Below are 13,039 nucleotides of genomic sequence, written 5' to 3' on the forward strand. Positions count from 1 at the left end.
TCAAGCAAGGGGTGAGCAGGCCCCGGACAAAAAAAAGCCCCGCCGATACTCGACGGGGCTTTTTTAAGGCTGCCGACTTACTGGGATTTTTCCACCATGTAATCAACAATCGCCTTGATGTCATCTTCCGAGCAGGCCGCGCAGGTACCCATGGGGGGCATCATGTTGAAGCCCTTGATGGCATGGGTATACAGGGTGTCTTTGCCCTGGGCAATACGCGGCGCCCAGGCGGCGGTGTCGCCGGTTTTGGGAGCACCGGCAGCACCGGTGTCATGGCAGGCAGCACAGGTGCCGTAGAGCTCTTCCGGCGTTTTCTCGGTTTCTGCCGCAGCCGTGGTGACCGCCGCCGCACTGCCGCAGTCTTCGCCCTGTACGCACACTTGCGCCTCCGGCTGAGTGCGCGCATCGATCTTGGCAGGGCTCATTATGGAGCGCATGCCCAACGGTTCATCACTGCCGGACTGATCCACCAACTTGGACGCCAGCGCTTGACCGGAAACCCCCAAACTCAAAAATACTGCCAAAGAAACAATGACTTGCTTCAACTTGCCCATATGATCATTTCCTCTCTACAGAATGCTTCGCGACGCTTCAGGCCCCGGTCGAAACGGTTACAATTCATGGAAGGCCGCAAGTATACCGTTAGTTACCCCCAAAACGGAATCATCTCGGCAGGCCAGGTTCAGCGGGGTGGGAAATTTGCCAGCATTTCCTGCACCACATCCTGCACCAGATAATCCCGTTGGGTTGGGTTCATGCTGTCCTTCAGGGTCCGCGTGGCTTTGGCGGTCCACACCAGCTTATCGCTGGCCCTGTCCACCACCTCCAGCACCAGCTGACCTTCGGTTTTCTCCCGCGCCGATGGGCCGGTGCTGACCCCCACGCCCACATTGCTGCTGACGCCGAAGCCAAACCCGAAGCTGACACCGGAATTATCGATCTTGCGCTCCGCCTGCACATAGTAGTGCACGATAAAATCCGCCTCACTGCCCGGCACCAGGTTGTAACGGCCGTTGAGGTTCTGCTGGATGGCCGCTTCAATACGGCTGCCATCCAACGACTGGTAACTCTGCTTTGCGCTCTGCTGCAACGCATAATCCTGATATTCGCTGAACCCAAAGCCGGGATCATAGTCGTAATTGGCCAGTTTCTGGGCACAGCCGCTCAGGATCATGGCGATGGCCGCAAGACTGACCGATATCAGTCGCAACATGGGAATTTTCCTTTAAACTGAATTGAATACGGGCAGCATACTGAAATGTCAGGCGTCTGCAAACTCGAAGGATGCGTATACACCGAGAATATGAGCAGCTTCTCCAACAACTCACCCAGGCGCTCTACCGCCATGCAGCTGAACCTGAGCCTGGCCGGCATTGCGCTGGCCGCTCTGGTGGCCACCGCGGTGGCCATGCTGGCGACAGACACCCTGCGTGGGGACGCCGCTGCCATCAATCTGGCCGGTTCCATGCGCATGCAGTCATACCGGATCCTGACCTCACGCCTGAAACAGGATCCGGCGGCCGAGCTGGACCGGCAGATCGCACTCTATGAGGAAAAATTACACGACCTTTTACTGGAGCGCCGGGCCACCTACCGGCACAGCGAGCCATTCAAAGCCCAGCTGACATTGCTGAAGCAGGATTGGGAGCAGGCCCTAAAACCCGCCCTGCTGGACCCGAACCGCAATGCGGACGATGTCAGCGCCATGGTGGAATCCTACGTTACCCGCATCGATCAGGCGGTGCAGTTGCTGCAACAGGAATCCGAAGCCAAAGTCAAAACCCTGAGCACCCTGCAGGCCATTTCCCTGTTGGTGCTGTTTTCACTGTCTGCCCTGCTGCTGGTGGTGGTGCACAGAAAATGGGTCACACCGTTGCGCCAGTTCATGCATGCGGTACAACGCCTGCAGGAAGGGAATTTCAGCACCCGGGTGCAATACCCGCACCCTGATGAGCTGGGGCTGCTGGGCGACACCATTAACCGCATGGCTGAGCAACTGGCTGAACTGTACAGCGATCTTGAACAGCGGGTAAAAAATAAAACCCGGCAGCTGCAGCAATCCAATGAATCCCTGCGCCTGTTACACGAAACCTCCCGCCGCCTGTTTTCCAAACCGGATGATTTCTACCAGGCGGTACCTCAGATACTGGCGGAGGTTCAGAGCCTGATGAATCTGGGCGCCGTGTCTTTGTGCCTGCGCAAACAGGACAGTGGCCCGGCCTACCGGCTGATCACATCCGATCACCTGCCCAAACCCAGCTTTTGCCGCAAACCCGATTGTGACAATTGCCGGGCACAGGCCGACAAAACCGTATTTGCGCCCCATCTTAAAGAAGTGGTTATGTTTCCGGTGAGCAGTGACCAGCACCATGTGGGCGACATCAGTGTGGAGCTGCACCCCGGGCAGTCGATGCAACCCTGGCAACGCAATCTGCTCTGCGCCCTGAGCGAAGTCTTTGCCACCACTCAAAGCCTGGCACAGTTGAGCCACCAACACTCACAACTGGCCCTGGCCGAAGAGCGCGCCGCCATCGCCCGTGAACTGCATGACTCTTTGGCGCAATCCCTTTCCTCGCAAAAAATGCAAACGGCGCGCCTGCGCAAACTGCTGGAAAAAGCCGCCGACACCAATGAACTGAACGACACCATCGATCAGGTACAGGAAGGCCTCAATGAATCCTACCGCCAGCTGCGGGAACTGATCAGTACTTTCCGCATCAACGTCAACGAACCCGAGTTTGAGCGGGCGGTGCGCAAGGCCATCGACGCTGCCGCTGCGCGTTTTCAACTGCAGATCAGCCTCGACTACGGCATCGGTCACTGTCCGCTGAACGCCAATGAGGAAACCCATTGCCTGCACATCATTCGCGAGGCCCTCAGCAACGTCGGCAAACATGCCCGCGCCAGCCACGCCCACGTCAGCATCCGGCAGCAGGCGGAGGGGCCCATAGAGCTGCGCATTGAAGACAACGGCATCGGCCTGTCCGCCGACACCAACAAACCCAATCATTTTGGCCTTTCTATTCTGGCGGAACGCAGTCATTACCTGAATGGTTACCTGGCTATCACCCGTCCGGATCAGGGTGGCACGCTGGTGAACGTCACCTTTGAACCCAAATACCTAAACAACTTACCGAAGCCCAATCATGTTACAGAAGTCAGCACTGACCGTATTAGTAGTGGATGATCACCCCCTGTTGCGCAAAGGCGTGGTGGATCTATTGGAACTGGAAGACAGCATCATGTGCATTGGCGAAGCCAGTAACGGCCACGATGCCCTGCAACTGGCCCTGGAGCTGGAGCCGGATCTGATTTTGCTGGATCTGAACATGCCGGCCATGAACGGCATCGAAACCATTCAGGCCATGCGCAATGCCGGCGTGGACAGCCGCATTCTGTTGTTCACGGTTTCCGACAGCGAACTGGATGTGGTGGCCGCGTTCAGGGAAGGCGCCGATGGCTACCTGTTGAAAGACATGGAGCCGGAGGAATTAATCAGCAACATCATCAAATCCGCTGACGGCAAAACCGCCATCAGCCCGGAACTGGTGGACATACTGACCACTGCCATTCGCGCCCGCCCTTCACAGCAGGACACCAGCCTCAACGAACTCACCGAGCGGGAACGGGAGGTGCTGAAACAGGTGGCCCACGGCCTTTCCAACAAGATGATCGCGCGGCAGCTGGACATCGCCGAGGGCACCGTTAAAGTCCATGTAAAACGCCTGCTGAAAAAGCTCGGCATGCGCTCCCGCGTGGAAGCCGCCGTGTGGCTTACCCGCCTGCAGGACTGATCTGAGTTCACGCACCCCAGCCGCTACCCAATAGGGGGTAGCGACTACCTCCAATGCACCAACGCCGCCTCCAGGCATCATGACCCTGATCAATTCAGTCAGGTATTCCGACATCCATAATGATTCTGACATCAGCTTACGATGAGGGGAGCATGAGATGCCGGAAATCTTTACCAAAACCATGGCACGCAACATCTATCTGGGAGGCAGCGTTTTTTTTGTGCTCGCCTTTCTGGCGTTGACCTTCGATACCACCGCCCGCTTACCGGAACGGGATAACCGCGAAAACATCACCGAACAGGTGGCGCTGGGCAAACAGGTGTGGGAAGAAAACAACTGCATCGGCTGCCATACCCTGTATGGGGAAGGCGCGTATTTCGCGCCGGAGCTGGGCAATGTCTACCAACGCTTCGGTAACTCCAAGGAAGCCATCAAGGGCTTTATCAAGAGCCGCCCCGTGGACGGCATTCCCGGACGCCGCAGTATGCCCCAGTTCAATTTGAGCGAGGAAGAACTGGAAGCCATCGCCGAGTTCCTGAAGTGGTCCAGCGAAGTCAATACCGAAAACTGGCCCCCCAACATCAACGGTTAACAGGAGACACTCAATGAGTACAGCGCAATTACAATATCAGTCCCAGTCCGTTGCCAAACCGTATTTCATTGCGGCCATTGGTTTGTTTGTGGGGCAGGTACTTTTCGGCCTGATCATGGGTCTGCAATACGTGTGGGGGGATTTTCTGTTTCCCGAAATCCCCTTCAATGTGGCCCGCATGGTACACACCAACCTGTTGATCGTATGGTTGCTGTTCGGATTTATGGGTGCCGCCTATTACCTGGTGCCGGAAGAGGCCGAACGCGAACTGCACAGCCCCAAGCTGGCCTTGGCCCTGTTCTGGATATTCCTGACCGCCGGGGTGCTCACCATCATCGGTTATCTGGCGGTACCTTACGCCACCCTGGCCAAAATCACCGGTAACGATATTCTGCCCACCATGGGCCGGGAGTTTTTGGAACAACCCACCATCACCAAAATCGGCATCGTCATTGTGGCCTTGGGCTTCTTGTACAACATTGGCCTCACCGTGTTGTCCGGGCGTAAAACCGTCATCAACGTGGTCTTGCTGACCGGGCTGGTGGGTCTGGCGGTGATGTTCCTGTTCTCATTCTACAACCCTGAAAACCTGGTGCTGGATAAATACTTCTGGTGGTGGGTGGTTCATCTTTGGGTGGAAGGTGTGTGGGAGCTGATCCTGGGAGCGATCCTGGCCTTTGTGCTCATCAAAACCACTGGTGTTGATCGCGAGGTGATTGATAAGTGGCTGTATGTCATCATTGCCGCGGCACTGATCACCGGTATCATCGGCACCGGCCACCACTATTACTGGATCGGCACACCATCCTACTGGCAATGGTTGGGTGGTATCTTCTCCGCGTTGGAACCCATCCCCTTTTTCATGATGACCATTTTTGCTTTCAATATGGTTTTCAAGCGCCGCAAGCAACACCCCAATAAGGCAACCGTACTGTGGGCCATGGGCACCGGGGTTATGGCGTTCCTGGGGGCCGGCGTGTGGGGCTTCATGCATACCCTGGCGCCGGTGAACTATTACACCCACGGCACCCAGATCACGGCGGCCCATGGTCACATGGCATTCTATGGTGCCTACGCCATGATTGTGTTGACGATTATCTCCTACGCCATGCCCAAGTTACGCGGCATCGGTACCGCCATGAACGACCGCGCCCAGATCGTGGAAATGTGGAGTTTCTGGCTGATGACCGTCGCCATGGTATTCATTACCCTGTTTCTTACCGCCGCCGGCGTGTTGCAGGTATGGCTGCAACGCTATCAACCCAACCCCATGCCGTTTATGGCGGCACAGGATCAGGTGGCTATTTTCTACTGGTTCCGTGAACTGTCCGGCGTGGTGTTCACCCTTGGCCTGCTGCTCTATATATTGAGCTTCTTTATCAAGGGTAAACAGCCTGCCGCACAGCCAACGGCGGCATAACGTGCCACTACACCTCAACCACCATAACAAGGTTTTGCCATGAATTCGTCTGCCCGACTCGAACCAACCCCGTTCTACCAGCCCCAGGGGCAGGAGGTTGCACTGTTCGAACACGCCTTTCAACATCAACTTCCCGTGCTGTTGAAAGGCCCCACCGGCTGCGGCAAAACCCGCTTTGTTCGTCACATGGCTGCGCGCCTGCAACTGCCGTTGTACACCGTAGCCTGCCACGATGACCTCACGGCGGCCGACCTGGTGGGCCGCCACCTGCTGCAGGACGGTGATACCGTGTGGAACGACGGCCCCCTGACCCGGGCAGTGCGCGAAGGCGGTATCTGTTATCTGGACGAGGTGGTGGAAGCCCGCAAGGACACCACCGTGGTGCTGCATCCGCTCTCGGATGATCGGCGCGAACTGCCCCTGGAACGTACCGGAGAACTGTTGAAGGCGCCGGCCAACTTTATGTTGGTGGTGTCCTACAATCCCGGCTACCAGAATGTCTTCAAAGGCATGAAGCCCTCCACACGGCAACGCTTTGTGGCCATGCGTTTTCAGTTCCCCAATCCCGAGCTGGAACGCAGCATCGTTCTCCGCGAAACCGGCGTATCCGAACACCTGGCGCAGCAACTGGTGGAACTGGCGCAGGCATTACGGCGCTTGCAGAACCATGATCTGGAAGAGGCGGTTTCCACCCGCCTGCTGGTGTACTGCGCCAGCCTGCTCCACAGCGGATTACCCTGGCCCATCGCCTGCAGAGCGGCCATTGCAGAGCCACTGTCGGATGATGAGGACACCGTCGCCGCGCTGATGGACGTCATTACCGCCATCATGGACGGCTAGCCCTGTGACTTCCGCTACTGACATTCCAACCCAGGACGCAACCGAACACAGCCAGGCCGGATGGGCCTACGTCTGGTATCTCCTCAACATCAGCTTTCTGCCGGGGCTGGGATTTCTCATGCTGTTGCTGCTCTGGCAACGCAGCCGCAAACGCTGCCAGGTGTTTGCCAATGCCCACGCTCGCCAAGGCATCATAGCCAGCATTCTGGCGGGCATTCTGCTCACGGTGGTCAGCACTGCCATTGTCTTGTTGGGGGGGCTCTCTTCGCCTTATACCTGGGTCATTCTGATTCTGTATTTTACGCTCTGTCACAGCGCCCTGATTATTCTGGGCATCGTCGGCTACGCCCGCAGCAGTGCCGGCAAACGCTTTGAGATTCTGCATTTCTCAACCTGGCGGGGAGACTGATGGAAGAAGCCGTAGGAAAACTCTGGCACCGCTGGATTACCCGGGCGGCGCAAATCGAGCACCCGGACAAACGGGTGGAGCTGAAACAAATTCAAAAGAAAATCGCCCTCTATTTTCACGCCTTCGGCGGTGATCCCGCACTGGCCATCAAGCCCGCCTCTCGCCAGCAATGGCTGGCCCGCCGCAGCCTGTTGGAAAAGATAGCCGGCCTGGAGTGGCAGGCACAGCTGTGCTGGCGTGATGCGGACAGCCTGTACATGCCCGGCAGTATCGCCCTGTTTGATGACGCAGAACTGAATAGTGCACTGTATTTCTGGCTGGCCGCACTGGCCGCCAACGACACCCAGCAATGGGATCACCTGCCCTGGTTACAACGAAGTCAGCAGCAGGTGTTGTCCACCCTGTTGCGCTGGCCCGGGCTAACCCGGCTCTATCGCCGCCTGGCCAGTGCCCACCTGGCACAGCGCCACTGGCAAAAACAAGCGCAATTAAACCAGTCAGAACGGACACTGCGCCAGGCCATTGAGCACCCATCCGCAAGGGTGAGTGAAGACATTGATCCGCGGCAACTGGAACCGGTGCCCATCTGGCTGCACCCTGTTCCCCCTGCCGCGGCGCACCGTACAACGCAACCTCACCCGGACATCACGCCGGCGACGTCTGAGGTCACCGAGATCGAAGGCGATCACCAACGCCAAGCCAAGCGGGTGGAACACAACAAGAGTGATCAGGGTTTACTGGCCTTTCGCCTGGAAAGCCTGTTCTCCTGGGCCGAGTTCGCCAATGTGGACCGGCCCCATGAAGACGACGAGGATCTGGGCGCCGAAAAAGCCGCCAACGACCTGGATGAGCTGGCGGTTTCCAATCAGCATGGTCAGGTCAAAAAGCGCCTTAAGTTCGATCTGGACCTGCCGGGCTCAGACTACGATGATGTGACGCTGGCAACCGGCATCACCACGCCGGAATGGGATTATCGCCAGCAACGCCTGCGGGAAGACCACTGCCATATTGAGCTGATGCGCACGCAACAGGAAACCAATGCCGCGCTACCGCGGCACCTGCGCAAACCGGCCCGCCAGGTCAGAGGCTTTTTTGAGATGCTGGCCCTGAACAAAACCTGGCTCAGGCAACAGCCGCAAGGCAGTGAACTGGACCTGGACGCCTATCTGGACACCGTCACCCGCTGGCGCCTGGGGCACAAAGAAGTCAGCACTGGCTTGTTCAAGGAAATGCGCCGCCACCACCGGGATCTGAGTTGCCTGTTGCTGGCTGATTTATCCCTCTCCACAGATGCCGCGGTCAGCGACGAACACAAAGTCATTGACGTCATCCGCGATGGCCTGTTCCTGATGAGCGAAGCCATGGATGCCACCGGTGACCGTTTTGCCATGGCCGGGTTTTCTTCCAAACACCGCCATCAGGTTCGCTACTATCCGTTGAAGGCCTTCGGCGAGACTCTGTCACCACAGGTGCGCGGCCGCATTCAGGCAGTAAAACCCGGCTTTTACACCCGCATGGGTGCCGCCATCCGCTACGCCACCCGCGCCCTGGAAAAAGAACACAGCAGTCATCGCCTGTTGCTGTTATTGTCCGATGGCAAGCCCAATGATGTGGATCGCTATGACGGACGCTATGGCATTGAAGATACCCGGGCGGCGATTCAGGAAGCGTCCGCCAAAGGCATCCTGCCGTTTTGCATTACCATCGACAATCGCGGCAATGAGTATCTGCCCTACTTGTTTGGTCACAAACAATTCATTGTGATTCGCAATGCCAAACAACTGCCTCAGAAACTGCCCCTGATTTACGCCCGCCTGACGGAATCACTGTAACCATCAGCACGCTGTCCACCACACTGACCACCATAAAAAAAGCGCCGCTGTAAAGCGGCGCTTTTCTTTCTCGCCTTCACCTCATTAATAGATGTCTTTCACCGTATTGATGACGTTGAATTTGCCCGTGGGTGTCACCAGACGCTTATCCTTGATGACCTTTTTCAGTTTGCGGGTCTTGTCATCCACCACCACGATGGCTGACTTCTGATCTTTACCATTCCACACTGAGAACCAGACTTCGTCACCGGCCTGATTGTATTCCGGCTGCACCACACGCTTGGGGCCTTCTCCCAACTTGGCCCACTCCGCAATCGGCAGTACTTCATAGCCTTTGTCTAAATTGTTCACATCGAATACGGCAACACTCTGACTGACTTTGGGATCCGGATTCAGCGGCGAATCAACCCACAGATTTTTGGATTTGGGATGGGATTTCACAAACAGTGAACCACCACCCTGACCTTTCAGTACCCGCACCACTTTCCAGGCATTGGCCTTGTGTTTTTCCGGATCGGTTCCCAGGAAAGTGACCTTTTCATTGCCCAGGGCACTGGTAACCCAAACCGGCCCAAACTCGGGATCAATCAGATTGGCACCACGACCGGGATGGGGAATCTCATCCACGTCGGTCAACGCCACCAGTTTACGCTCCTTCGAATCCACCACCGCAATCTTGTTGGACTTATTGGCTGCTGTCAGAAAATAACGGTGGGTCGCATCCCAGCCACCATCGTGCAGATAGCGGGCGGCACTGATGGTTTTCACCTGCAGATTGTCCAGATCTTCGTAATTCACCAGCAGAATCTTACCGGTTTCCTTCACGTTGACGATGAACTCAGGATGCTGGTGTGATGCTACTATGGCTGCTACCCGTGGTTCCGGATGATACTCCTGGGTGTCCACGGTCATGCCGCGGGTCGAGACGATCTTCAACGGCTCCAGAGTGTCACCATCCATCACCACATACTGGGGCGGCCAGTAAGAACCGGCGATGGCGTACTTATCTTCATAGCCATGATACTTGGAGGTCTCCACCGAACGTGCTTCCAGCCCCACCTTGATGGTGGCCACCCGGGCCGGCTTTTTCATCCACAGATCGATCATATCAATCTTGGCATCGCGGCCGATGGTGAAGATGTAACGGCCGGAAGCGGACAAGCGGGAAATGTGAACCGCGTAGCCGGTTTTAATTACGCTGATAATGTCTTTGCTGTCGCCATCGATCAACGCCACCTCACCGGAATCACGCAACGTCACCGAGAAGATATTGTTGATATTGTACTTATTCATTTTCTTCTTGGGCCGCTTGTCCGGAGCCACCAGCACTTCCCAGCTGCCCTTCATCTTGTCCATGCCCCACTCCGGCGGCAAGGGCGGCTCATGCTGCAGATAGCGAGCCATGATGTCGATTTCTTTCTCCGTCATATCACCGCTGGTACCCCAGTTCGGCATGCCCGCCGGTGAGCCGTAGGTGATGAGCGTCTTTAAGTAATCGGTGCCTTTTTCACGGGTGATATCCGTGGTCAGCGGTTTACCGGTGGCCCCTTTTCGCAACACCCCGTGACAACCGGCACAACGTTCGAAGAATACCTTCTTGGCATAGTCGAACTCCTCCGTGGTCATGTCGGGGCCTTCCGAGGTCACCAAATTTTTGGCCATGCTGGGATCAATACCGGCCGCAGCACTCTGATAGGCCAGCTCCGTATCCGGTGTACCCGGGTGGGCACCTTCGGCCTGTTTACCGGAACGGGCCTGTGTTACCACGCCCACCGCAACACCACCGCCGTCATTACCCCAGCTGTTCAGGGCATAGTTCAACACGTCGGCGATCTCGCGGTCTTTCAGGTAGCCGAAGTTGGGCATGGTGTTGTTGTACTCAGCACCACTGACCTTGATTTTACCGCTCAACCCATTGACCACCGCATCCGCTGCCCGCGCCTTGTCATTCAACATATAATCCGACCCGGCCAGGGGAGGAAAAGCCCCCGGCAGGCCCTTGCCATTGGGCTGGTGACAGCCGACGCAATATTTTCCATACAGGGCTTCACCCCGTTTGATCGACGCCTTCAGCTCGGCCCCGGTCTCTGCCTTGTGGGTTGCCGCCGCGTCTGCTGCCTGCACACTGCTCACTGCCGACAGGGTTACCATCGCCAGACTCGCACCCACTGTTGTCCACCACGCGCCTCGTTTGAATGTGCGTGGCGTTGCTCTCCACCTGCTAATGGACATGGTCCACCTCCCAATTTTCCTGCCGGCACCTGCTGACAGTGATTGTGTAAAAAAGCGTTATCTGTTGATTAGATGATTCTGTTGATCAGAATTGGATTTTCTGGCGGGGCACAGCCATTTAGACATCGCCATCAGACTGCCGCACTGCAACAACACCCAGCCCAGTGCGGCCATGAAAAACATTCCTTCATTGAGCTGTACGAATTCCATTGAATGCGCTCCTCTCACTCTCTCTGCTTGGCATTATTAGCCTCCTGAGGCAATGAAAGCTTGAGCGAGATCAACGTCCCACCACACATACCAACTCTGATCTGAACCACTACCCCTTAAGTGATACAAGCAGCGATTTCAGCTAAAAATACTGATCTGAAGCAGGTTTTCCTTGGCGCCCCTTTCTAGAATGAAGCCATGATGAAGGTGAAATCAGGATACATAACATGCTTGTGTGCGGGTTGGTTGATGATAGCCAACGCTGCGTTAGCCGAGGTGACTGCCCAACGGCGTGACAGCATTGCCTATACCGTGCAGCAGGACTGCGGCTCGTGCCACGGATTGACCTTTGCCGGTGGCCTGGGCCCGGATCTGCAGGCAGAACGTTTACAGTCCATACCGGATGACTATCTGATTCAGGTAATCAAGCACGGCATCCCCGGCACCCCCATGCCCCCCTGGCAACGCTTCTTTAACGATGAGGAGATCCAATGGATCGTGACACAACTGAAGCGAGGTTCCCTATGATGAGGCTCCCGATGAAACAGGCCCTGTTCACGGTGCTTGCCTTGCTGATCAGCGCCTGTGCCCAGCAGCCCCCCGTCATGGGCAGTGGCGATCTGGGGGTGGTGATCGAACGCGCCAGCGGCTCACTGCAGATCATCAATACCAGTGATCACAGCAGCCTGGCCCGCGTGACCGGCCTGGGTGATCTGTCCCATGCATCGGTAGTATATTCGAGGGACGCACGCTTTGCTTATGTGTTTGGCCGCGATGGTGGCCTGACCAAAGTGGATCTGTTAAAGCAGCGCATAGATCAGCGCATTATTCAGGCCGGCAACAGCATCGGCGGCGCCATCAGTCAGGATGGCAGCATGATTGCGGTTTCCAACTACGAACCCGGTGGCATCAAAGTTTTTGCCGCCGACTCGCTGCAGTTGATTGCCGATATTCCCGCATTAACCTCAACCGGCCACTACTCCAAAACCGTGGGTTTGGTGGATGCACCGGGTAATCGTTTTGTGTTCAGCCTGTATGAGGGTGACGCCATCTGGGTGCTGGATATGTCTACGCCCGCCAACCCACAGCTGCAGAAATTCAACGGCGTCGGTAAGGGCCCCTATGACGGGCTGATCACGCCGGATGGGCGTTTCTATATTGCCGGACTGTTCGGCGAGGATGGAATGGCGATGCTGGACCTGTGGCATCCGCAACAGGGCGTGCAACGCATTCTCGATGGCTACGGCAAAGGCTCCGAGAAATTACCGGTGTACAAAATGCCGCATTTGGAAGGCTGGGCCATTTCCGGCCAGCAGGCGTTTTTTCCCGCCATCGGCCGTCACCAGGTTCTGAAAATGAACATGGCGGACTGGCAACTGGGCCAGCGCATCACTGCCCATGGCCAGCCGGTATTTGTCATGAGTCAGCCGGATCACCGGCGTATCTGGGTCAACTTCGCCTTCCCCGACAACGACACCCTACAGGTCATTGACGTGGAAACCGCCCGGGTTATCCATCAATTGACTCCAGGCAAAGGCGTACTGCATATGGAATTTACGCCCCGGGGTGAACAGATATGGATTTCGGTGCGGGATGAAAATCGCGTGGACATCTATGACACCCGTACCTTGCAACGCATTGCCACCTTACCGGCACAGGCGCCGAGCGGCATTTTCTTCACTCATCGTGCTCACCAGACAGGATTGTAAC

Annotated in this window: 13 protein-coding genes and 1 pseudogene; 9 read left to right on the forward strand and 5 right to left on the reverse strand. The window is 56.6% G+C overall.

Features of this window, described 5'->3' with window-relative positions; all coding sequences use genetic code 11:
* Positions 1-77: 77 nt before the first annotated feature.
* A complete protein-coding gene (locus tag D9N13_RS07160; RefSeq protein ID WP_290587687.1) occupies positions 78-554 on the reverse strand; it encodes a c-type cytochrome in 477 nt (158 codons plus the stop codon).
* A gap of 128 nt (positions 555-682) precedes the next feature.
* A complete protein-coding gene (locus tag D9N13_RS07165; protein WP_290587689.1) occupies positions 683-1,213 on the reverse strand; it encodes a DUF4136 domain-containing protein in 531 nt (176 codons plus the stop codon).
* A gap of 45 nt (positions 1,214-1,258) precedes the next feature.
* On the opposite strand from D9N13_RS07165, the gene D9N13_RS07170 reads away from it, so the two are divergent.
* The 7 genes from D9N13_RS07170 to D9N13_RS07200 all read left to right on the forward strand — a co-directional run bounded on the left by D9N13_RS07170 (position 1,259) and on the right by D9N13_RS07200 (position 8,887).
* Positions 1,259-3,187, forward strand: coding sequence for a type IV pili methyl-accepting chemotaxis transducer N-terminal domain-containing protein (locus tag D9N13_RS07170; protein WP_290587691.1), 1,929 nt, complete (start codon positions 1,259-1,261; stop codon positions 3,185-3,187).
* Entirely contained in the window at positions 3,147-3,794 is a 648-nt protein-coding gene (narL, locus tag D9N13_RS07175; protein ID WP_290587693.1) for a two-component system response regulator NarL, read from the forward strand. The genes D9N13_RS07170 and narL overlap by 41 nt, the downstream gene beginning before the upstream one ends.
* A gap of 157 nt (positions 3,795-3,951) precedes the next feature.
* Positions 3,952-4,386, forward strand: a complete 435-nt coding sequence (locus tag D9N13_RS07180) for a c-type cytochrome (RefSeq protein ID WP_290587695.1) — start codon at positions 3,952-3,954, stop codon at positions 4,384-4,386.
* 13 nt (positions 4,387-4,399) lie between these two features.
* The gene (locus D9N13_RS07185; RefSeq protein ID WP_290587697.1) at positions 4,400-5,806 is read left to right on the forward strand and encodes a cbb3-type cytochrome c oxidase subunit I; all 1,407 of its coding nucleotides are present in this window, start codon (positions 4,400-4,402) and stop codon (positions 5,804-5,806) included.
* A gap of 39 nt (positions 5,807-5,845) precedes the next feature.
* Positions 5,846-6,646 carry a CbbQ/NirQ/NorQ/GpvN family protein gene (locus tag D9N13_RS07190; protein WP_290587698.1) on the forward strand — a complete coding sequence of 267 codons (801 nt, stop codon included), beginning with the start codon at positions 5,846-5,848 and terminating at the stop codon, positions 6,644-6,646.
* 4 nt (positions 6,647-6,650) lie between these two features.
* Positions 6,651-7,055 (forward strand): hypothetical protein, encoded by a 405-nt coding sequence (locus D9N13_RS07195; RefSeq protein WP_290587700.1) that lies wholly within the window; start codon positions 6,651-6,653, stop codon positions 7,053-7,055.
* Positions 7,055-8,887, forward strand: a complete 1,833-nt coding sequence (locus D9N13_RS07200) for a nitric oxide reductase activation protein NorD (protein WP_290587703.1) — start codon at positions 7,055-7,057, stop codon at positions 8,885-8,887. The genes D9N13_RS07195 and D9N13_RS07200 overlap by 1 nt, the downstream gene beginning before the upstream one ends.
* An 84-nt stretch (positions 8,888-8,971) precedes the next feature.
* Here the strand turns inward: D9N13_RS07200 and D9N13_RS07205 are convergent, their stop codons facing one another.
* From D9N13_RS07205 to D9N13_RS07210, 3 genes and pseudogenes are all read right to left on the reverse strand, one after another.
* A complete protein-coding gene (locus tag D9N13_RS07205; protein WP_317622480.1) occupies positions 8,972-10,660 on the reverse strand; it encodes a cytochrome D1 domain-containing protein in 1,689 nt (562 codons plus the stop codon).
* 45 nt (positions 10,661-10,705) lie between these two features.
* A pseudogene (locus D9N13_RS24230) lies at positions 10,706-11,119 on the reverse strand (c-type cytochrome); the annotation flags it as partial.
* Between the two features lie 57 nt (positions 11,120-11,176).
* Complete coding sequence (locus D9N13_RS07210; RefSeq protein ID WP_290587707.1) at positions 11,177-11,329, reverse strand: hypothetical protein; 153 nt, start codon at positions 11,327-11,329, stop codon at positions 11,177-11,179.
* 249 nt (positions 11,330-11,578) lie between these two features.
* Here D9N13_RS07210 and D9N13_RS07215 point away from each other — a divergent pair, with 249 nt between their 5' ends.
* Both D9N13_RS07215 and D9N13_RS07220 read left to right on the forward strand, forming a co-directional pair.
* Positions 11,579-11,857, forward strand: a complete 279-nt coding sequence (locus D9N13_RS07215) for a c-type cytochrome (protein ID WP_290587709.1) — start codon at positions 11,579-11,581, stop codon at positions 11,855-11,857.
* 11 nt (positions 11,858-11,868) lie between these two features.
* Complete coding sequence (locus D9N13_RS07220; protein ID WP_290587711.1) at positions 11,869-13,038, forward strand: cytochrome D1 domain-containing protein; 1,170 nt, start codon at positions 11,869-11,871, stop codon at positions 13,036-13,038.
* Position 13,039: the final 1 nt, after the last annotated feature.

Source organism: Ketobacter sp. GenoA1 (genome assembly GCF_003671475.1).
GTDB lineage: Bacteria > Pseudomonadota > Gammaproteobacteria > Pseudomonadales > Ketobacteraceae > Ketobacter.

Excerpts from the sequence above, each read along its gene's own strand:
- D9N13_RS07170 (WP_290587691.1), top strand. The coding sequence starts at position 1,259 with ATGTCAGGCGTCTGCAAACTCGAAGGATGCGTATACACCGAGAATATG.
- narL (WP_290587693.1), top strand. The coding sequence starts at position 3,147 with ATGTTACAGAAGTCAGCACTGACCGTATTAGTAGTGGATGATCACCCC.
- D9N13_RS07220 (WP_290587711.1), top strand. The coding sequence starts at position 11,869 with ATGAAACAGGCCCTGTTCACGGTGCTTGCCTTGCTGATCAGCGCCTGT.
- D9N13_RS07210 (WP_290587707.1), bottom strand. The coding sequence starts at position 11,329 with ATGGAATTCGTACAGCTCAATGAAGGAATGTTTTTCATGGCCGCACTG.
- D9N13_RS07160 (WP_290587687.1), bottom strand. The coding sequence starts at position 554 with ATGGGCAAGTTGAAGCAAGTCATTGTTTCTTTGGCAGTATTTTTGAGT.
- D9N13_RS07185 (WP_290587697.1), top strand. The coding sequence starts at position 4,400 with ATGAGTACAGCGCAATTACAATATCAGTCCCAGTCCGTTGCCAAACCG.
- D9N13_RS07180 (WP_290587695.1), top strand. The coding sequence starts at position 3,952 with ATGCCGGAAATCTTTACCAAAACCATGGCACGCAACATCTATCTGGGA.
- D9N13_RS07190 (WP_290587698.1), top strand. The coding sequence starts at position 5,846 with ATGAATTCGTCTGCCCGACTCGAACCAACCCCGTTCTACCAGCCCCAG.
- D9N13_RS07215 (WP_290587709.1), top strand. The coding sequence starts at position 11,579 with ATGATAGCCAACGCTGCGTTAGCCGAGGTGACTGCCCAACGGCGTGAC.
- D9N13_RS07165 (WP_290587689.1), bottom strand. The coding sequence starts at position 1,213 with ATGTTGCGACTGATATCGGTCAGTCTTGCGGCCATCGCCATGATCCTG.
- D9N13_RS07200 (WP_290587703.1), top strand. The coding sequence starts at position 7,055 with ATGGAAGAAGCCGTAGGAAAACTCTGGCACCGCTGGATTACCCGGGCG.